Annotated in this window: 13 protein-coding genes; 12 read left to right on the top strand and 1 reads right to left on the bottom strand. The window is 49.3% G+C overall.

Annotated elements, in window-relative coordinates; genetic code table 11:
- Nucleotides 1-136: 136 nt before the first annotated feature.
- Together AAC022_RS11925 and AAC022_RS11920 are read left to right on the top strand one after the other, a co-directional pair.
- Nucleotides 137-3,478, top strand: coding sequence for a hypothetical protein (locus tag AAC022_RS11925; protein ID WP_339731156.1), 3,342 nt, complete (start codon nucleotides 137-139; stop codon nucleotides 3,476-3,478).
- A 230-nt stretch (nucleotides 3,479-3,708) separates the two neighbouring features.
- Complete coding sequence (locus tag AAC022_RS11920) at nucleotides 3,709-5,586, top strand: hypothetical protein (protein ID WP_339731154.1); 1,878 nt, start codon at nucleotides 3,709-3,711, stop codon at nucleotides 5,584-5,586.
- A gap of 34 nt (nucleotides 5,587-5,620) precedes the next feature.
- Here AAC022_RS11920 and AAC022_RS11915 read toward each other — a convergent pair whose 3' ends face one another.
- Nucleotides 5,621-6,694 (bottom strand): hypothetical protein, encoded by a 1,074-nt coding sequence (locus AAC022_RS11915; RefSeq protein ID WP_339731152.1) that lies wholly within the window; start codon nucleotides 6,692-6,694, stop codon nucleotides 5,621-5,623.
- A gap of 328 nt (nucleotides 6,695-7,022) precedes the next feature.
- Between AAC022_RS11915 and AAC022_RS11910 the strand changes: the two genes are divergently transcribed.
- The 10 genes from AAC022_RS11910 (at nucleotide 7,023) to AAC022_RS11865 (ending at nucleotide 21,727) form a co-directional block, all read left to right on the top strand.
- Nucleotides 7,023-10,853 (top strand): secretin N-terminal domain-containing protein, encoded by a 3,831-nt coding sequence (locus AAC022_RS11910; protein ID WP_339731151.1) that lies wholly within the window; start codon nucleotides 7,023-7,025, stop codon nucleotides 10,851-10,853.
- Nucleotides 10,854-10,904: 51 nt separating this feature from the next.
- Entirely contained in the window at nucleotides 10,905-12,587 is a 1,683-nt protein-coding gene (locus tag AAC022_RS11905) for a GspE/PulE family protein (protein ID WP_339731149.1), read from the top strand.
- Between the two features lie 68 nt (nucleotides 12,588-12,655).
- Nucleotides 12,656-13,864: a type II secretion system F family protein gene (locus tag AAC022_RS11900; RefSeq protein WP_339731147.1), complete on the top strand. Its 1,209-nt coding sequence runs from the start codon at nucleotides 12,656-12,658 to the stop codon at nucleotides 13,862-13,864.
- A gap of 88 nt (nucleotides 13,865-13,952) precedes the next feature.
- Nucleotides 13,953-14,411, top strand: coding sequence for a type II secretion system protein GspG (locus AAC022_RS11895; RefSeq protein WP_339731145.1), 459 nt, complete (start codon nucleotides 13,953-13,955; stop codon nucleotides 14,409-14,411).
- Between the two features lie 49 nt (nucleotides 14,412-14,460).
- Nucleotides 14,461-15,081 (top strand): prepilin-type N-terminal cleavage/methylation domain-containing protein, encoded by a 621-nt coding sequence (locus AAC022_RS11890; RefSeq protein WP_339731143.1) that lies wholly within the window; start codon nucleotides 14,461-14,463, stop codon nucleotides 15,079-15,081.
- Entirely contained in the window at nucleotides 15,078-15,548 is a 471-nt protein-coding gene (gene gspI / locus AAC022_RS11885; RefSeq protein ID WP_339731142.1) for a type II secretion system minor pseudopilin GspI, read from the top strand. The genes AAC022_RS11890 and gspI overlap by 4 nt, the downstream gene beginning before the upstream one ends.
- Nucleotides 15,545-16,459: a prepilin-type N-terminal cleavage/methylation domain-containing protein gene (locus AAC022_RS11880; RefSeq protein WP_339731140.1), complete on the top strand. Its 915-nt coding sequence runs from the start codon at nucleotides 15,545-15,547 to the stop codon at nucleotides 16,457-16,459. Before gspI ends, AAC022_RS11880 begins: the two co-directional genes overlap by 4 nt.
- A gap of 34 nt (nucleotides 16,460-16,493) precedes the next feature.
- On the top strand, nucleotides 16,494-18,224 hold the full coding sequence (locus tag AAC022_RS11875) for a hypothetical protein (protein WP_339731138.1): 1,731 nt from the start codon (nucleotides 16,494-16,496) through the stop codon (nucleotides 18,222-18,224).
- A gap of 47 nt (nucleotides 18,225-18,271) precedes the next feature.
- Nucleotides 18,272-19,759, top strand: a complete 1,488-nt coding sequence (locus tag AAC022_RS11870; protein ID WP_339731135.1) for a hypothetical protein — start codon at nucleotides 18,272-18,274, stop codon at nucleotides 19,757-19,759.
- 69 nt (nucleotides 19,760-19,828) lie between these two features.
- Nucleotides 19,829-21,727 (top strand): cadherin repeat domain-containing protein, encoded by a 1,899-nt coding sequence (locus AAC022_RS11865; RefSeq protein ID WP_339731133.1) that lies wholly within the window; start codon nucleotides 19,829-19,831, stop codon nucleotides 21,725-21,727.
- Nucleotides 21,728-22,076 lie beyond the last annotated feature (349 nt).

The following is a 22,076-nucleotide window of genomic DNA, read 5'->3' as shown; positions in this document are numbered from 1 at the left end:
ATAAAACACGGACTGCACAACACGCAGATGGATCGGCATAATTTGCTGTTAAAAGACTCTTAGGAAATGACTTAGAGTAAGCAACTTTAAGTTCAGATGCAAATCTGTTTGATAAATATCGACAGGCAAGGAAGCCATGCTACGTTCAATCGCTCAAAATCTACTCACATTTTCACTCCAGATTCTAAAACAGCGTTTGGGACTACTCTTCCTGACTGGTTGGATTTGTGGCCTGTTTGTCCTTTCCTGCGTGCAACGCTATCAGGCATTTGTCAGCGACAGCCCGGAAGTGATGGCCGGGATTGGACTGGCGATCGTAGTGGGAATCTGGCTCGGCCTGCCTGCATCGATCTCGCTTTCAAAACTGACATCAGAGTCAACACGTAATCGAACCAGAATTCAATTCTCATTGCTGGTTTTATCACTCTGGTCGGTCTGTTTTCCGCTACTTCTGAATCAACTCAATCAGATCTTGCATCTGATTACCGTTCAGCAGATGTCAAACTTTGTCTTTTTGACCGGCCTCATGATCCTGACGGCGATGGCGCTGATCATGCCTGCCGTCTTCTGGTCGAGCCGCCTGTTCTGGTTTACTGCCAGACGGTCCGTTAATCAATTCGACCCCGTTCCTCGGCTGAGTCAACACATCGCCCGTTTTCTGGCAGGTGTGGGAGTGGCTATGATCACAGCCACCTGCTGGATCGTTCCGCAGTTCGGATGGAATCTGGCTCTTGTCTTGCCTGTCATTCTCGCACTGCTCGTAAGTTTCGGCCCCTGGTTGATGACTTACTTCAAAGAATACCTTCCGGCGCTTCCCCTCTGGCTCAAAATTGAATCTCACAAGACAGAGACAGACTTAGCGTCTTCACCTTCAAGCGAATCCGATCAACGGGAACAGTCAACCGTTTCACCGTTCCTGCTCCGCTCAGGCAGTTATCTGATGAGCCTGGCTGTCGGGATTCTCTTTATCACGTTAAGCCGGGTCCTGTTTCAGCTGTATCCCGATTCTCTGTACCTGAAAGTAACGATCTGGGCGGCCTTCTTCACTGGAATCGCAACCGCATTTGCCTTCATCCGAGCGCGGAGCGCAGCACAACTGTCGCGAGCGACCGCCGGATTGACACTGGGAACAGCTCTGCTTGGTGTAGGTTGTCTGGCCCTCTTTCCACTGTTTGTTTCCGGGATGCTGCGTGCGAACGCCTACATTGAATATGCTCTGGTCCTGGCACTGGTCCGAGGCGGCTTCACGGCTGTTATCTTTTCCCTGCTGGGAGTCTGCTGGGGTGGCTGGTTAACTTTATCACTGCAATCCCAGCTTTCAAAAAACGAAGAGACACCGATCGTCCCGCTTCCAGTCTGGCAGCCATTCTGTTTTCTGGCAGGCATGCTGTGCAGCTTCTGGCTTCTCGGTTCTTCACTTGCGGGTATCAAGTCCATCACAGTCCTGACCTCACTGGCACTGCTCTGCCTGTCAGCCATCGTCTGGTTTTCCCAACAGGGTATTCCGCGCACGCGGCTTCAACGTGCAATCAGCATCTGCGGCTTATCCGCACTCACACTCAGTCTGATCTTTCATCATAACTATGATGCCCGTCATTCTGCCAAGATGCTGTTTTCAACAAATACATTCACAGGACTTCGCTACGGCTTGAAACCGGAAATGTTACCCCACCTGGATGAAGGGCGATGTTTATCTGAAATCGATGGTGAATACGGGACATTCACACTCTGGTCCTATCGCGAGAATCAGATTCAAATCCGGAGAAGCGGCCTGCCGTTCGGGGTCACCAGCGTCGACCCTGGATTGTGTCCCCACACAACAGGCGAACTGATGCCGTTTCTGATTCCTGTCATTCTGCATGAACGACCAGCAGACGTCCTGTTTCTTGGTCTGGGATCAGGTGTCGGCGTCAATGCCAGCCTGGATTTTCCAGTACAACATGTGACTTGCCTGGAACCTGATAATGGCTTGGTGAAATTGTATCAGGAAGAAATTGCACCCCGAAATTCGATTTCCGCTTTTCAATCTGAGCGGGTCCAACTGAATCAACTACCGATCGCGCTGGCGATGGCTGCCCGGTCTGAAGCCGAAACACGGTATGACTTAATCATCAGTAACCCGGTTCAATCGGTGGTTACCCAGTCACAGGCGGAATACACGGCTGAATTTTATCGCAACGTCTCCCGTCATCTGGATGAAGATGGCATTTTCTGTCAACGATTTCAGCACATTGATTTCGGTGCCCAGCCGCTACGTGTAGTTGCACAAACTTTTCTGTCTGAGTTCAAACAGGTAATGGCTCTCGAAATTGCCAATGGCGAGACCTTATTCCTGGCTACCAATTCCGACCTGGGATTCATTCGTAAAAATCTGATTGATCGTATCCAGGCACCACAAGTACGACGGACGCTGGCCCAGGTAGGCTGGGACTGGTCGGTACTGTTGAATCTAGCCGCCTATTCAGCTGACGCGTTATATCAAATGACGTTAGATGTAAAAACCAGCATCAACAATACTTCCACGGGGACGTTTGCCTTCACGCTGCCTTATGAAGTGATGCGTTGGGGACCAAAACGCCGGGAAGTACAGCAGATGATTTCACAAAAGGATCGTACGGGCCGACTGATTAACTGGATGCACAATGAAAAAGAAGATCCCATCGTGCTCCGCAGACTGTCTGAAGTTACCGCACAAAACAAATTGATGGCACAATATCCCGATCAATACTGGAAGTATCGTAAACCAGCCAAAGATCAGATCACGGAAAATCCCCGCTCCCTGATTAAGCAGGTTGCTGCCGAAGGACTGACCAAAGACGATTATATTCATGATGAAGATAAACGCCGCATGCTGTATTTCAAAGCACTCTCGGACGCCATGGAAAAAGCAGATCCGTCAGTGGAAATGATCAGTCGCGTCATCAGGTTTACATCCACATACGATCCGATGATTAGCTACTTCATGCACGATGAAGTTGCTGAACTCTATAAAAAATCTACAAGCGCGCCACCAAAGATGGAATTTGCACATCGCCTGCATGCACTCAATTATGGTGCCGGCTCTGACCGGTCCATCAATTCTGTAGTGCGCGCGATCGAACTGGCGGCGACCAAACCAGAACTGTTCTTAACGAAAGACCAACAGTGGGATCATCTGAATGGGTTACTCCAAGCCTTGAAAACACGTTGGGATAATCGTTCGCAAGCACGCCCTGTCACATCCAAACAGGCATTGCATGATATCGAACTCAGTATTTCTGCAATTGAAATGGCATTTAAAACGATGGCCGACATACACGCTGAAGTCGGCATTTCCGAGGAAGACTGGCGTCTGCGAAAACTCGTATTAGATCGGACTTTGGTACGACCTTTAGAGACCTACCATGATCGCGTCCTGCCTCATCACTACAAGAAAAAAGGCAAAGAAGCGAAAAAGCTGCTGGATAACCTCAATCTGCCGGATGCTTCATCCCTGTAAGGCCTGGTGGATACCGATTTTCTGAGTCGCTGCAAAAAAATGGATTCCCTGAATCTTTTTCTGCGCTGAATGGGTATACTGGACAGGACTGATCACGTTTCCCCGGGAATTGATTTTGCCTGTGGACTGAATTAAATAAAGTAGACGAATTTCAATATTTGACTCTGTCTGTCGAATCAGTCATAACAGGTTCTTTCACGATGTTTCTTAATCTGCGCAAAAGGTGTGCCATGGTAGTTTCACTCACTTCAAACTCAAACAGAAGCTTCCCAAAACAGACTTTACGATTGGGGCGAATACTGAGCCTGTTCGTTACCGTCTGTCTGCTGTTCGGCAATTCTCTCGTTGCTCAGGATACAGATAAAAAAGACGAACCCCCCAAAGACAAAACCAAGAAAGCAGTGGAAGCACTGCTCCCCAAGCCGATTATCATCATCAATTTTGCCAGCGTCGAACGTATTTTGCAGGACATCGATCTGGTATTCGAACTGGCAGAGCGTCCTGAGATTGCAGAAATCGCATCCGCTTCACTGGCCAACGTGAATGATCTGGAAGGAGTGGACCAGAATAAAAATCTGGGAGTGGAACTCTTTCTGAAAACCGGGATACTGCCTCAACCGGTGTTTGTTTCCTATATCCCGATTTCGAAAGTCCGCTCATTTATTGAGACCTTGGAAGCCTTGATTCCCGGCGATGAGGAAACGATTAAAAAAGATACGAAACGCGATGATATTTATACCATCGAAGGCCGACGGGGAGAGTCGATTATTCGACTCCAGGATGGCTATGCACATATGTTGTTCCGTGGTGGCGAGACCGATGAAACCCTGGATATGATTATTTCCCGGGATTTCGGTGACCCGTCACAGTCGTTTCAAACGTTGACAAATAATTATGACCTGGCAGTGAAACTAGACTTCAGTGCGATCCCAGAGTTAATGCGAACAACCTTCCTCGGTTTTTTCCGCACCGCCATCGAAACCCAGCTCCAGCAGAGAGATAACGAGTCCAAAGCCGCCTATGAACTGCGACGCATGTCGGGTAAGCAGAATCTGGAAAACATCGAGTACACGTTGAACGAAGCGCAAGAACTGGTCTTCGGTGCCCGGGTTGATCAGGAACAAAAGCAAGGACATATCGATATTCTGATCAAAGCCAGGCCGAATAGTGATCTAGCCCGTGACATCAAAAACGTTCCTGGGAAACCCAGCTATTTCAGTGTGATTACTTCCCGTGAAAATCTGCCAGTGGCGGTTTCCATGTCGATGAATGTCGCCCGCCGCGATCAGAAAACCTATCTCAATTATTTAACATACTTTGAGAAACAAATTGCAGAGAAGTTATTGTCGGAAGAAGAACGGCTGCAGAAAAATAATTCGATCCAGCAGTTTTTTGCACCGATCAAATCGGAAGTCGACAAAGGGCACTTGGATGTGTTCGCACAACTGGTGGCAACCCCCTCAAAGAAATTTGCCTTGATTGGTGGCTTGAAAGTCTCCCCCTCAGCCAATTTACCAGCAGCGTTATTAGACCTGGTCAACCGCGTGGAGCAGTTGCCTGATAACAAAGCGAAAATATTTACTAACGCGGAAACCGTGCAGGGAATCGCCTTACATCAACTGCAACCCGATATAAAATCAGCTGATGATAAACAAAAACGTTTTCTGGGTGGCGTGCCTTCGCTGTATGTTGGCGCCGATTCACAGGTCATCTGGTTTGCCATGGGGACCGAGATCGCTGTTGGTGCCTTGAATGAAGCAATTGAGCAAATAAACAATGCCTCGCCAGAAGCGCGGAAAGAACAGCGTACCGCACCGTTTCAGGCAGAATTCCACATGCGCCCCTGGCTGAAGTTGTTTTCGGATGCCGAAATTGACCAAAGCGGAATCATGAAGATTTTGGACAGCGCTTTTCAAAAAGATAACGACTTGGTTCTGATTACCACCCAGCCATTGGAATCGGGTATTCGAACACGGATTCAAGTCGATGAAGGTTATTTAAAGCTACTGGGAATTTCCATTTCGAAGCAATTTGACCGTATCCAGGAACGACGGACAAAGCAAGAACGGGAGCGGGCAAAAAAGAAGGCCCCCCAGCCGGCAAACTAATTGCATCGCTGCTGACCGAGAATTAAGGTTGGGATCAATTCTTTTTAATCGCCACATAGTGGCTGACGAATTGTTCCTGCGACATCGATACGCTTAAGTCGATATTCTCCTTTTCAAACATGCGACGCATCGATCGGCTTTTCTTCCATTCTTCGGGAGAGACGGAACTGTCTTTATTTCGGTCGAGCAGTTTGAAAAAGTAATTCGCCTGATTCGTAACCGGATCGGAACTGGGAACCGAGGTCTTTTTCGTGGCAACAGCGACAGGCGATTTTTGATCTGTGGCTGGTTTTGATGTCCCCGCTTTCGCTACCGGTTGGGCGCCAGCTGGTGTGGATGTAGAGGAACTCTGTTGGCCGGTATTTAGTGCAAACATGAATGAGGCAGCGCTGCGTTGGGTTTTGCCTGCTTTGGAAAGTGCAATTTCCCGTGGCGTTAATAAACCATCCCCATTCAAGTCCATGGTAAAGAACTCGCCCAACTTCGTCGGGTTATTCTTCCGCCATTCATACAGGCCAATCTGCCCATCCTGATCCAAATCATGAGGCACAAATTCTTTATTCAAGTCGACCGTGGCACGAACAGGCTTGCCCGGTTCGGTCTTGGATGCACTACCTGACCGACTGCGACTGGACGACGCCTTGGGAGCACCGCCTTGATTGGGCTGAATCGATCCATACCGGCCTCGCATAGAACCCGGGTCAAATCCGCCACCACTTGGTCCAGGACCACCTGGAGTGGGATATGAACGGATGGAAGGACCGCCAAAACCGCTGGGGCCACGGGAAAAACCAGATCGCCCTCGATCATCACCGCCTGAGGAACTTCGTTGACTGCGCATCCGTTCCATAATTTTGGGCATGACCTGCTCAAAGTCTTGTTGCGTCATGCTCCGGGAGGTGTCAACGCCTGCCCCTTGTAACGATTCTTTAAAACGCCCAGGCATTTGATCAAACTCTGAGGATTCGATCACACCATTTTTGTTTTTATCAATGAACGAAAAGAAGCCACGTGTGCGACTTTCGCCACCGGGCTGTGCATATGCCAGATCAGAACTGAACCCTACCAGCATTACAGATAGAATCAGTAGAGAGACAAAACGGAACATTTTCTTACTCCGCGTAATTTTGAGCGGTCTTTCACAGCAATTACCGTGTTTAATAAACAGATACAGAGATTTTGCGCATCAGAAGCATTAACATGCAAGATGATTTCCCCGGTATTAACATAGAAACACCGGTCACCAGAGAAAAGGTCGTTGAATTCCGAAAGTTTCGGCTGATCTTTGAAACGAACCGTAAGTTGTTGAAGTATCAGATGATAGTACACGTTTACAAATTTTGTACTTGTATTTGATTTTCGTCACTCATAGCATGATGGCCATAAGAATATCTCTTTCGTTATCCGTTTTATCTTATTCAGAATAGTGATTTACAATGACCTGGAACACAAAATTGATTGCCTGTTTTGTCGTCATTCTGACGGGAGCCTTTGTCTGTTCAGATCCTGTCCACTATTCCCTGCAGGCTCAAGAACCGAGCGATCAACCAGATCGGGGTGACAGAGGCGGCAGAAGAGACCGTGGTGGTAGAGGCGGTTTCGGTGGACCACGCGGCGGATTTGGCGGTGGTGGTTTTGGCGGCGGACGCCCCAGTTTCGGTGGTGGGTCTCGAGGTGGCGGCATTGGATTTCTTGTGACTCGGGAGGATGTCCAGAAAGAACTCCAGCTGACAGCAGAACAAATCAAACAGTTGCAGGAAGCAGCGCAGGGAATGCGGCCCAGCCAGGAAATGATGGACCAGTTTAGAAATCAAATGCGTGAAGCCAAGACGGACGAAGAGCGGACAAAGGCCCAAGAAGAAATGGGAGCCGCATTTCAGAAACAGAGAACCGAAGGCGAAGCGAAACTAATGGGACTGCTGAACGAAAAGCAGACAGCCCGGATCAAGCAAATACAGTTACAGGAATCCGGCTTTCGACAACTGGCTGATGATACAACCGCCAAACAACTCAAACTGACCGAAGATCAACTGCAGAAGATCAAAGAACTGGAAGAGCAGCGATCAGAGGCGCGTCGTGATCTGGGGCGCCGTGCTTCTTCGGAAGAACGGGAAAAGGTACAACAGGAATTTGATCAGAAAATCGAAGCCGTTTTAACCAAAGATCAACAGGGCCAATGGAAACAGATGCAGGGGCCGACATTCGTCTCTGAGCGAAACCAAAGTCAACCCGGCGGGCCACCTGCTGTCAGCAGCAATGCGACTCCCTCACCGCGTCCACGCCCTCAAATCCCCATGGAACCAGAGGGACTGAAACCAGAAGACCGCCGTATCTCTTTTGGGAGCGGAAATGCGGTCGCGATGAAGAGCACCACCGACCAGCCTCAAGACGGAAAACAGAAAGACGCTGTCAAACCATCAGACACTGTCAAAAAAATGTCTTTCAATTTCCGGTTTGCCCCCTGGGGAGACGTTCTGAAATTATTTGCCGAATCAGGCGGTTATACACTCGACCTGAATGATGTTCCCCCGGGTACATTCAACTATTTCGATAATGGCACTTACACACCTACGGAAGCGCTGGACATTATCAATGGCTACTTAATCCAAAAAGGTTATATCATTGTCCGCCGTAATCAATTCCTGGTGGTCTTGAATATCGACAATGGTATTCCCCCTAATCTGGTTCCGATCGTGGAGCCAAACCAAATTGCGCAACGGGGAAAAAATGAATTAATGAGTGTCACCTTTCAGTTGGAAGGGGTCGACATCGATCAGGTTGCCAAAGAGGTTCAAGCTATTCTGGGTCCGCAAGGTAAATCCGTTGCGTTGAAAACAGCCAGCTCAATCATCGTCACTGATATCGGCAGTAATCTGTCACGTGTCCAGAAACTGCTCGAAGGAGCCATCGCGAATGCCGGACCTACCGACTTAGTTTTTCGCTCGTTTGATTTAAAATATATTGATTCCGCTGAAGCAGAAAAAATTGTCCGAAGTCAGTTCGGACTGCCCGCGGCAACTCAAAATGTCAGTTCCAGTGCCACCATGGCACGTTATTATGATTCCCGATCTCGACGTAGCAGTCGGGATAGTACACCACCGCCTCAAGCCACCAAACAGACAACCACTCAAGTCACCGCTGATCCCCGCACAAACCGTCTACTGGTAACGGCAACACCGGATCAGATCAAACTCGCAGAAGAGATCATCAAGTCAATCGACGTTAATGAGGGAGACCTATTAGCGCCAGGAGGGAATAAGCCATACCTGCGTGTTTATTCCGTCACCTCTGCTGACTCACGCGAAGTCACAAAAACACTGGATGCCATGATTCCTGGTGTGGTCGTGAATGAAGATGCCCGCAACCATAAAATTCATATTGTCGCTACACCGAAAGAACATGAAAAAATCGCAGAAATGATTCGCCAACTGGATGGGGAAGGGGGCAGTCAGTCAGTTTCAGTGATCAACCTCAGTTCCCTCGATCCGATTTCGGCAACGGCAACACTGCGTTCACTCTTTTTACGTGATGGCAATGACGCCCCGACCATTGAGGCTGACCTGCTGGGCCGCCGCCTGCTGATTCGAGGCACACCCGACCAGGTCATCCAGGTCAAAGCCCTGCTGGCACAACTGGGAGAAGATGGATCGGGAAGATCCAATGAAACACGCGACCGTGGTCCCGTTCGCACGATTCCACTTGGTGGTCGCGACTCCAAAGAAATTCTGCAACTAATCGACAAGCTCTGGTCTGCCTCTTCGGGGGATGAGAACCCGATTCGGATCGTCGTCCCGTCTGACGATTCATTGATTCGCAAACGGGTTCTGGGAGAAGAAGAAGCCCCCGCTCAAAAACGTGGTTTTCGTAACCCGTCGCAAAATACCAGTGCGCCGTTAAATCGGCCGATTCAACAAAAACGTCGTGACGTTGAATCAGACAACCAACGTTTTTTCTTCACCGCCAGCGAGCAGCAAGTCGAGGAAGCACCACAGAAACAACCACAGAAACAACCACAGAAACAACCACAGAAACAACCACAAAAACCATCGCAGGCAACTTCCAATACTCCCCCAGAGGATAAAGAAAAACAACAATCAGCAGAACAGAAAAAGCCCACGGAGCCTGTACCACCAGCAGTGAAAAAGAAGCCGGTCGCCATTTCAACCAATGGAGACAACCTGATTATATCCTCAACCGACCTGGAAGCATTGAATCGACTGGAACAGATGATCGAAGCACTGACTCAGGCTATTCCGCCGAAGAGCCAATGGACCGTGTTTTATCTCCGTTCTGCTGATGCAACTACGACCGCAAAAATGTTGGAAAGCCTGTTTCCCACCAGTTCCGTTTCAGACATGGCTTCCGGTTCGGGAATGTTTGGTGGTTTGTCCTCCATTGGTGGTAGCCTGATGGATGCGACGGGGTTAACCACATTAGGAATGGGTCCCCAAACACTACGCATCATTCCGGAATCCCGCTCGAATGCGCTGTATGTCACCGGCCCTCCCGATAAGGTCCGTTCCGTCGAACAGATGCTGAAAGTACTCGACGCTTCCGAATTACCAGACTCGCTACGGGATCGATCACCGGGAATCATTCCGGTCGAATATGCTTCTGTCAATGACGTTGCGAACATCATCAAAGAACTTTACAAAGACTATATGCAGTCCCCTCAACAACAGCAGAATTCACAAAGAGGTAATCCCCTTGCTGCAATGATGGGAGGGCGAGGCGGCTCACAGAATTCTTCAAACGCCAAACCACCAGAAGCCAAACTGTCCGTTAGCGTTGATAGCAACGCAAATCAGTTGCTGGTCTCTGCCAATGACTCGCTGTTCCAGGAAATCCAATCACTGGTCCGCGAATTGGATTATTCCGCAAAAATGTCGCGCAAGTCAGTGCGAGTTGTGACGTTGAATGAAGCCAATTCCGCTTTAATTCAAAATGCCCTGACTTCGCTGTTACCGAATGTCTCTGTTAGTACCACCGGCAGTAGTTCTCAGAAAAAGACCGCCGATCAAACTCCGGGATCTTCCAATCAGTCAACGTCCCCTTCGAATTCCAATGATCGGGGCGAAGATGTTCGTCGATTTTTTGAACAGCGGATGCGCGAACGAATGGGAACTCCCCAGTCCGGCGGCAATTCAAATCCAAGTAGTGGTTCTCCTTTTGGTGGCCGATCCCCCCGCGGCTTTCAATCCCCCGGCAATAATGGTGGCTCTCGTGGAGGCAATCGTGGTGGCAGCCGTTCAGGCCGAGGCCGCTAAACACTCTTTAATTTCATTCCTCATACCTCATTTTGCCCTAGTGTAAACCCTATGGAAATTAGTGAAATTCTCCAGCGTCGTGGCATCCTTGACGAGCGCCAGCTGCAGTTAGCGCAGCAGTCGGCGAACGGTCATCGTCTGGATCGTGTTGTGCTGGAGATGGGACTGGCGACAGAAGAAGTTCTACTCAAAGCGTTCGCTGATGAACTGGGGATGAAGTATTTTGAGTTGAAAGATTTTCAGGTTGATACCGAACTGCTTTCACAGTTTCCCGCCACACCAATTTTTCGGCACTCCCTGCTTCCTCTGCAACGGAATAATGGACGCGTGCTGGTCGCATCAGGCGATCCGTTTGATTTTGAAGCCATCGATGAATTGAGCTCGCTCAGCGGTCAGGTTCTCGAACCCGTACTGGCACTTCACGCTGACGTCGTCGAGCTGATCAAGGATAATCTGGGCGTCGGTGGTGACACCATCAACGAACTGGTTGCACAAAAAGCAGAAGAAGATGGCGTGGAACTGCTCGAAGAGCTTTCCGAAGAACATGGCGAACTGGCAGACATGGCGCAGGCGGCCTCAGTCATTCGGCTTGTCAATGAGGTGTTGATCGAAGCGCTGCAGCAGCAGGCCAGTGACGTGCACATCGAGCCTCACGAATCCGGGCTGGTAGTGCGATACCGTGTGGACGGACTCCTGCGTGTGCAGTCCATGCCCCCGGAAATCAACCATTTCTATTCGGCCATTATCACCCGCCTGAAAATCATGGCGCATTTAAATATCGCAGAAAAGCGATTGCCGCAGGACGGACGAATTAAACTCCGAATTACCGGCCGTGAAATCGACGTGCGTGTCTCGATTATCCCCATGATTTATGGCGAAGGTATCGTCATGCGTCTGCTGGATAAGGAACGTATGGTGTTTCGGTTGGATAATGTCGGACTGAATCCTGAGATGTTATCCGCATTTCGTAAAACGATAGAACTGCCTCACGGGATTGTACTGGTGACTGGACCAACGGGAAGCGGAAAAACGTCGACCCTGTATAGTGCGTTGAATGAAATCAAAAACCCGGAAACCAAAATCATCACGGTCGAAGACCCGGTAGAATATCACAGTGAGGGCATCAGTCAGATTCAGGTCAACTCCCGGATTGGCCTCACATTTGCCGCTGGTTTGCGCAGTATTTTACGTCACGACCCCGACATCGTCTTGATTGGGGAAATTCGTGATGGTGAAACCGCCAACAGTGCAATTCAGGCATCCTTAACGGGGCACCTGGTATTCAGCACACTGCACACAAATGATGCTCCTGGTGCCTTTACCCGTCTGGCAGATATGGGCGTAGAACCATATCTCGTCGCCAGTACGGTCGAAGCGGTTTTGGCACAAAGACTGGTGCGTGTACTCTGCAAGCACTGCAAGAAACCTTACCAGCCGCAGGCAGATAAATTGCCGCCCGATTTTCCAGATTTGAATATCAAAGAATTATGGGAGCCCGTTGGTTGTCGGCATTGTCGCGAATCAGGATACTCAGGACGGATCGGGATTTTGGAATTACTAGTGAATGATCCGGTGATCAGGAAACTATGCACCGAGCATGCCAGTTCCGGTCAAATCCGCGATTACGCTCGCAAAAACGGGTGGCAAACGTTGCGAGATTCCGGCTGGCAAAAAGTCGTTGCCGGACTCACTTCCATTGATGAAATCCTGCGTGTGACCAAGGGAGATATCTAAAGAAATTTCCACGTGAGACGAATAACAATTATGTTAGAAGCAGTTTAGAGTAAATCAGAGTTAATCGTATGCCGGACTTTCAATACATCGCACGAGAAGCAACGGGCCGCCAGGTCACGGGGATTTTGTCTGCACCGAATCAGCAGGATGCTCTGAATTCGCTGGCTGCGCGGAGTCTGTTTCCGGTAAAAGTGGATCTGGCAGATCAGGCCAAAGCACAATTGAAATATTCCGGCCGTCGCGTCGCGTCCCGCTACTTGTCTGTATTCTATACCCAGTTAGCAGACCTGCTGAAATCGGGCGTCCCCCTGTTGCGATCACTGGAATTACTAAACAAGCAATCCACAAATCCCGCATTGAAACTGGTGCTGGAAGAAGTCCGCGGCGAAGTCGCCGACGGGACCCGATTGGCAGTCGCCATGGGACAACACCCGAAAGTTTTTTCCGAGCTTGCCGTCAGTATGGTTCGCGCGGGAGAAGAAGGTAGTTTTCTGGAAGATGTTTTAAAACGGATTGCCCACTTTACCGACCATCAGGAAGAACTCAAAAACCGTGTTGTCGGCGCGATGATTTACCCTGCGTTCCTGACGACGTTTGGCACCGCCACTGTCAGTTTCCTGCTGGTTTATTTCGTTCCCAAATTCGAACCAATTTTTGCCAGAATGTCCGAACGGGGAGAACTTCCCTGGACCACTACAACCCTGCTGGGCTTCAGCGCCTTCATGCAATCCTTCTGGTTTGTGATCTTTTTTGCGATCGGATTCGCCGTGGTCGCTGTTTATAAATATATAGAAACAACCGAAGGACGTATGAAATTCGACCAGTTTCGTTTAAGTGCCTACGGCCTCGGCCCGATTGTACGCAGTCTGGCGATTGCCCGCTTCTGCCGCATTCTGGGAACACTCATGGCAAACGGAGTCCCCATTTTGCAGTCACTCCGAATTGCCAAAGATGCTGCCGGAAATAAGGTCATGAGCGAAGCGATCGGCGAAGCGGCAGAAAGTATCTCTGCGGGTAAATCAATTGCCCAACCATTTTCGATCTGTGGACAGTTTCCGGAAGAAGTGGTGGAAATGATTGCCGTCGGTGAAGAAGCCAACAACCTGGAACAGGTGTTAATTGATATTGCAGACAACATGGAGCGACAGACGAACCGTAAGCTGGATATGTTTGTGCGGATGCTGGAACCGTTGATGCTGTTGATTATGGCGGCCGTTGTCGTTTTTGTCATGTTGGCACTATTATTACCGGTTTTTCAAAGCTCAGGTTTACTATAATAAAAATGAAGTTACTGGTTTTATCTCAGGCAGGTAGAACCCAGAACGTTCCCTTCTGGAAAATGTATAAAGCGAAAAGGATGGAGACATGTATCAAGTCAGACAAAAACAACAAACGCGACAAAAACGACACGGTTTTACCCTGTTGGAAATGTTGATCGTATTAGGAATTATCCTGGTGATCGCAGCGATGGTGGTCCCGAACCTGTTAGGTAGCCAGAAAAAAGCGAACATCAAAGCCACCAGCGCCAGCATTCATAATCTGGAGCAGGCGTTCAAACTGTATGCCGCTGAGAATAACGGAGAATATCCACAGGGAGGCCAGGAGCAGATTCAACTCTTACTGGAGCCGACTAGCGAAGATGGTAAAGCCGCCGATCCTTTTCTCGAATCAATGCCGCTGGATGCATGGGGGCAGGTCTTTCAGTATGAGTATCCGAATAACAAAGCCAAATCAACCAAGCCGGCAATCTGGTCTTCAGGGCCGGATAAAAAGGATGATAATGGCTCGGGTGATGATGTGAATAACTGGAGTCAAACAGAATAATCTGAATTTGCAAAAGGACTGCAACAGATGAATCCAGGAGACGTTGCACGTGACAGACAGACAGAACAAGAATTCGAACTCGCTACAACATCGAGCAGCATTTACGCTGATCGAAATGTTGCTCGTTCTGTCTCTGCTGCTGGTGCTCGTTTCCGTGGTCTGGCCTGCAGTGCTGCGAATCAGCTCCAGTAATCGCTTAAGACAAAGCATGCAGGACGTAAATTCTGCATTCTTGGCGGCACGCATTCGCGCGATTGAACATGGCGTGGACTATCAGGTCTATCTTGAATTGGGAGGCCAGCACTATCTGGTCGTCCCCGTGGATCAAAGTCTCTTAGGACTGGGGACCGATTCAAGTAAGTCCGCACAGGCTTCCAGCGGACACGCTGTGATTGACGGGAAACTGCCTGACGAATTTGAATTCAGTAAAACCGTTTCCACAGCAGTCAGCCAGCCCGCGATTCCATTTGAATGGCTGGCCAAGCTCCCCAATGCGAAAGACTGGAAATGGATCGAAGCCTCGTTCCCGATCACCTTCTATCCAGACGGATCGGCTGCCATCGACTTGCAACATGAGGTCCTGAAAAAAGATCAGCAGGTAGCTCGCATTCAACTGCGGGGTCTGACGGGCAACACAACGATTTCTTACAATCAGGAGAAATCGAAATGAACGCCATTCAAACGAACTCTCCCCAAACTATTGGGAACCGTTCCGGCCTTACATTGCTCGAAGTCCTGATTTCGCTCTCTATCTTTCTAGCCGCATTGACGGCCCTCAGTCAATTAATCGGCATCGGTTCGCGTGCGGCCGTGCAGTCACAACTGCGCACGCAGGCGATCATCAAGTGCCAATCCAAACTAGCCGAGGTGCTGGCGGGCGTCCAGCCGATGGAGTCTGTCAGTCAGGCTGGTTTTGAAGAGAGCGACGAAAACTGGAAATGGAGCCTGAATGTCGAGCCGGGAGACTATACCAACCTTTTGAAGCTGACGGTCCTCGTTCAATATGCGGGCAATTCGGAAACGGTCTCAACCAGCTATCAGCTAATACGACAGGTCCGGGACCCGGCGATGCTGCTTGATGCGGCCAATACGGTGGAATCGAGCGACGATACCTCTGTACTGGAGGGATCGTTATGAACCGTCATCTTGCCTGCCATCGAAAGAGCCCGCGAAAGTCTAGCGGTTTTACCATGCTGGAAGTCATTCTGGCGCTAGGCCTGACCAGTCTGTTACTGGCCGCCATTTACTCCGCCCTTGACCTGTACTGGAAATACACAACCATTGGTCATCAGCAGGTAGAACGTGCGCAAATTGCCCGTGCCGTGTTTCAGAAGATCACACACGATTTACACAGCGTGACCTACCAACAGCAAATCACAGAAGAGGAAGAGTCTTCCAGTTCCTCAGAAGGGGAGGAAGAGACCATTGAAATCCAGGTAACTAACCCAGATGACGCTTATACTTCCGGTAATATTGGCGTGTATGGTACTGCACAATCACTGGTACTGCATACCAGTCGTCCAGCCCGACAACCAATGCTCATATCGCAAACTGCGGGCTCACCAAGTTCACAAAGCGATCTGTTATCCGTCTCGTATTTCCTAGCGGTCGCTGGTTCGGAAGGACTGCAAGGTGCGGTCGGCGATCGTTTCCGCGATGCTTCCAGCCTAGGAAACGGAACACAGGGGCTGGCCCGTCTCGAAGGAGATCGGCTGGCGATGAGCAAAGCCGATGAATCAGCCGACTATGAGCAACTGGCGCAACAGTCACAGTTGCTGGCGCCAGAAATTGGCAGCCTGCAGTTTCAATATTTTGACGGAACTGACTGGTTGGAGGTCTGGGACAGCATCGAATATGGCACCGTACCGCAGGCAGTGAAAGTCACCATTGGCTTTCGAAACGCTGAGGAAGCGCAGGGGGTGTTGAATTCCGTGAATGAAAAGATCAATGGCTCTGGAAATACCTTTAGCATGGTGATCGCACTTCCGTTAGCGTTACCCGCCATCCTGCAAACGACGGATCAGGAAAGCAGCGATTTGTTAAACTAGATTTTTTTATACTAATCGAGACACATTGAAAGTCATGAAACTACGACCTTTACAGCATGAACATCGACCACATTTTCCTGATCAGGAAATACTGTCGAATGTGCGCGCAGGCAGTACACTGCTCGTGGTGCTGGTGGTTGTGGTCATGCTCAGTCTGGGCGCGTATACGTTTTCGGAACTGATGATTGTTGAGGTGGAAGCCACCAATATTTATGGTCGGTCGATCCAATCGCGCGAACTGGCGTTATCCGGAATCGAACTGGCGGCCGCTTATATTGGGGATCGCTCAGAGGTCGACGGCTGGAATTCGTACCATAACCCTGATCAGTTTCAGAATATCAATCTGGTACCGGGAGAGATCACACGCACGAGTGGTTATTTCAGCGTGGTCGCTCCCGTTGTCTCGGATGCTCAGTCAAAAACAATCCGCTTCGGCCTGATCAATGAATCAGGCAAACTAAATTTAAACATCCTGGCCAACGAAGAAGTCGAACTTTCATTGGATCTTGAAGAGGACATTGAAGTTGATAGTGCCATTGATCGCTTAATGTATATTCCCAACATGACGGAAGACATCGCCGCTGCAATTCTCGACTGGATCGATGAAGATGACGAAACGCGTTCCTACGGGGCTGAGAGTGACTATTACGAAACGCTGGAATCACCTTACTTTGCCAAAAATGGCCCGCTGGAATCACTGGATGAGCTGTTGCTGATCCGAGATGTTACTCCCGAGATGCTATACGGCGAAGATACCAATCGAAATGGAATTCTCGATCCGAATGAAAACGACGGCGACGCCACCCTGCCAATCGACAATGCCGACGGTGTTTTGGATGCAGGCTGGTTCGCTTACTTCTCTGTTCACAGCCGCGAGATCAATATCCGCCCTGACGGCTCTGAGAAAATCAATGTCAACGGAACGATGCTCACCGAATTGTATGATGAGCTGGAAGCAGAGTTGGGACCAGATGAAGCACGTTTCATTGTCGCATATCGTGTCAGTGGACCGGTGCTGACTGCAGAAGATTTGGAATCCGGGGGAACCGGAACGATTGTGGGCGGAGGCATGTCCGAAGAGCAAGCCTTAAATGAGCTGGCCAATGGCGTGGCGAAAGCCCTCTTTTCAGAAGAAGGTGTGACCGTCACACGAGCTGGTATCGATCTGTCGGGAGGCGGCCCAGTCGCAATCAATTCGATCTTTGACTTGATTGGTTCGGAAGTAGAAATTGAAATCGACGGACAAAAGACAACGCTCACCAGTCCCTGGGCCGCTGACCCTGCTACAATGACCGCTGAATTACCCATTCTTCACGATCTTCTGACCACATCCAAAAATCAGTATATCGAAGGGCGGATTCAGATCGATGAGGCGCGGCTGGAAACACTGCAAGGCATCCCTGAAATGGACGACGATTTAGCCAATGCGATCGTAAATTCCCAAATGACTGGTACAAACGGAGCGTCTTCTACGGAAATCAGCCAGGCACGTCAAACAACGGGATGGCTTGTGATTGAAGGCCTTACGACAATAGAACAAATGCGAAAGCTAGCCCCCTCTATTTGCAGCGGTGGAGATGTATTTCGTGCTCAGTCTCTGGGCTATTTTGGTCAGGGAGGCCCGGTGATCCGGGTCGAAGCCATCATCGACGGTACCTTTATCCCACCACGAATTACCTATATCCGCGACTTAAGCAATCTGGGTTCTGGATATTCGGTTTCCACATTGCAGGGGACCACTGAGGAAAAATGGCTCTCTGAATAATTTCTTTGAACAACAATATTGATACTGACTAATTTGAGAAGCATCTTATGGCTGACTATCTGGCAATTAATTGGGAAAAAACAGGCCTCTCTGGAGTGGAAGCACACGTTAGCGGATCTGCCATTTCCGTCAAACGTGCATTTCATATTGCCTGGCCAGACGAATTACATCCGACTCAAGATCCGATTTCAGCTGGCAGCTGGTTGAAAAATGAATTTGCACGTTTAAAACTCGCCAGTAAACAAGTTTTGATTTCGTTTCCCCGCCACGATTCAACAATCCGTCTGATCGAAATCCCAAATGTTCCCTTGGATGAAGTCCCTGAAATCGTTCGATTTCAAACCGCCACGAAATCCTCGGTTCCACTTGGCCAGTTATTTCTTGACTACCTGCTCCTTCCTCTACAGGAAGAAAAAATCACGCGTGATGTGCTGGTAGCCAGTATCTTGAAAGAGTTGCACGACCAGGCGGTAAAAACATTTCGGTCGATGGGTCTGGAAATCGTCTCTACGGGAATCAGTTCTCTGACAGCTGCAGAATGGATTGCGCATGTCGATTCTAAAATTCTGAATGTACCGACCCTGATCGTGAACCAGATTGATCACCATCTGGAGCTCTCTTTGATCAACAAACAGCAGTTGCTGTTTTCTTATTCGACGTCGATCACTTCGGGAGATCAGGCGGCAATAGAACAGGCAATGCAGACAGAAATCAATCGTTTTCTATTGTCTCGTAGTGCTCAGCTTGCGGGGCAGAATGTAGAAACGGTTTTTCTGATTGGCGTGCCCCAGTCACAGCAGGAATTTGCGGCAAAACTAGGAGAACGTCTTCAATGTGCCGTTGAAGTGCTTGACCCGCTTACGTATCTGAACTCTACAACCAGCGAAGAGACTGTGTTTGAATTTCCTGGTGTGTTAGCCGGCCCCTTGGGCATGCTGTATTCACAGAGCCAAAAAAAGCTGGATGCCATCGACTTTCTTCATCCACACAAAGCGGAAGAAAAACCGGATCGCCGTAAACTTCAAATTGGCCTGGGAGTGGCCGGCGTTGTTTTGGTTCTGCTCACAGCGATGTTCCTGACTCAGCGCAGTGTTTCAGATCTGGATGAACAACTTGCCGACCGACAGAAAGTATCGAAAGATCTCGCTGAGTTTCTCAAACGAGGTCAACCGACTTTGGAGTCGGTTGCATTGATCGATGAATGGGAAAACTCCAATTCCAAAGCATTAAAAGTCATGCAGGAGTTAAACACCGTGCTGCCAGGCACCGACCGGGTTTATCTGAACGAACTGGATGTCACGCGTTCGGCCGGTCAATCAATCAGTCGGCTCAGAGCAACGGGCCATGCCAAAAATGACCTCGACATCAGAGACCTTAATCAGCAGTTATCTAATAATCATTATCGGGTTCACCCCAAACGCAGTAATCTTACGACCGCAGACTCTGTATACCCGGTTCCCTTTGAGATCGATGCGGAACGGTTACCGGCAAAAACAGAGTCCTTGCAGAAACCCACTTCTGGAAAAATCAATTAACGGCGAACTGTTACACGGTGATTTCGTTAAAGACGTGTGTTTTGTTTTATTGAGTTGAATGTTTGAACGATGCAAAAACGAGAAAAAATACTGGCAGCGATTTTTGGGACCGTGATTATCATCTGGTTCGGGATGCCTCTCATCAACAGCACTTTCATCGAACCAGTGGAATCGCGTAAGAATCAGCTGAAAGCATTGAATCAACAGATTGACCAGAAGGAACAGAAAGAACTGGAACTTCTTCGGTCAGCCAAACAACTGGGAAATACGGTTGCGCACAGTCTGCCTCCCGATGAACACGATGCACAACGACTCTACCTGGAATGGTTAAATGATCTGGCTGAGCTTTCGGGGATTTCCAATCTGAAACTTTCGCCCGGTCGTCGTATTCGCGAAGGTAAAACGTATATCGCAATTCAGGTCTCACTGGAAGGGTCTGCGACGTACGAGCAGTTATGCCGATTTCTATTACATTTTTATCAGGCAGATCTACAACAAAACATCATCGGCCTGGAACTGGACAGCACAGGCACCGGCAAGTCTAATCAACTCGAAGTCAAATTGACTGCTGAAGGGCTGGCATTAAACAAAGCAAAGCCGCGTGAGCAGCTGTTTCCCCGCGCAAATCTGGCTGCCAACTTGAACTTCGATGAAACAAAGATGAAAGTCCAGGGCACAATTGACTTCCCCCAACAGGCGCCATTCCGAATTCGCATCGATCAGGAATTCCTCACCGTCAGTGAGGTCGCCGGGGATACCTGGACCATCGTTCGAGGTGCCGATCTGACAGTTCCTGCCCGTTATGAAACAGGAACTCCTGTGGAGCTGGCTCCTTTGAACCAGTTTTCGGAAGGCAGCACAAAATTACAACAGCCGATCACGGATGACGCACAGTTAATTAAGGTACTCAGTGCCAGTTATTTCCCACAAGAACAAAGCTACCTGGTGCAAATCGATCAGGAGTTCCTCAACGTCACCAGCCATGCTGGAGGCGACTGGACGGTTCAACGCGGCGTGCTCGACAGTAAACCAACGGCGCATAAAAAAGGCGCCAACGTGACACAGGCGCCTCAATATTTACAGGCCGTATTTGACTATGGTCTGGTGGCGACATCCAGCCCGTTTGCCAAGCCGGTTCCCGATAAAGTCTACAAACTGGAGCTGAAGGACATTTCCAATCAGACTGTTGTCAGAGGGAATACGCTGGACCTCACACTGCCTCTACAAGGTGTGAACCCTGGACTCAAAGCCCCCGCACTGTCTGTCATTACAGAACTGCCAAGTCTGGTTGCCGAATCGGGTAAGTTAAAGTGGTCCCCAGCAAAAGAGCAGAAGCCGGGCTTGTATCCGATTATCGTAACAGCCACTCAGGGAGAACAGAACGTTGAAACAATGTTCCAGATCGAGTTCCTGGAAAAGAATACGCCGCCCCAAATTGAAGTCGTCACTTCTGCGACCGCGTATCAGACACGACCAATGTCTCTGTTTGTGAAAGCGACCGATGCCGACATCCCCTCACAAAAACTGAATTTCGCTTTAACCCCCGGTACACCTGAGGGAGTCAGCATCAACGCAGAAACAGGCGAGCTTAGATGGACTCCCTCTGCTACGATAGAACTGAAAGAATACCCGATTACCGTGACGGTTTCCGATTCAGGAATCCCCCCGGTCTCCACATCAAAACAAATTAACGTCAAAGTCACTTTGGATGATGCATTCTTCACCTTCCTGACAGGCAGCATCGACATCGATGGCAAAAAAGTCGCCTGGTTACGCAATCGAGCCACCAATCAGAAACAGGAAGTGCAAACAGGCGATAAAATCAACGTGTCTGAAATTCAAGCTGTCGTGAAATCGATTACAGAAAAACATCTCATTCTGGAAATCGACGGTAAGCAGTGGATGCTCGCTTTAGGAGAAAATTTCAGATCTCTGCGAAACCTGACCGCGACCCCTGTGTTGAATTAGCGTCTCTCTATTTTCGCAGTTTCAACGGGCACAACAGCCCTCTCTCTATACCACCAATCAACCCCATCCACCTCTTCTACCCCAGCCCATCAGGTAATTCATTGCAGGAACCGCCTTCTTTGAAGTGAACGGTCGAGTGGATTATTGCGCATCCCCTTTAATATTAACAATTTACAATCCAATTCACTCTTCCAAAAACCTCGTGTTTTCTTCGCAAATGTATAACCTTTGTTCAACATGAATGTCAGACTTTGCCGATATTAACGATTGTAGGGATTCTGTCGGAGATGATCTCGCTTGAGATACGTCCACACTCCTTCGCTTTAATTCCTGAATTTAACTCCTGATA

The organism is uncultured Gimesia sp., assembly GCF_963976445.1.
Classification (GTDB): Bacteria; Planctomycetota; Planctomycetia; order Planctomycetales; family Planctomycetaceae; genus Gimesia.
This window is presented reverse-complemented; position numbering and strand designations above follow the sequence as displayed.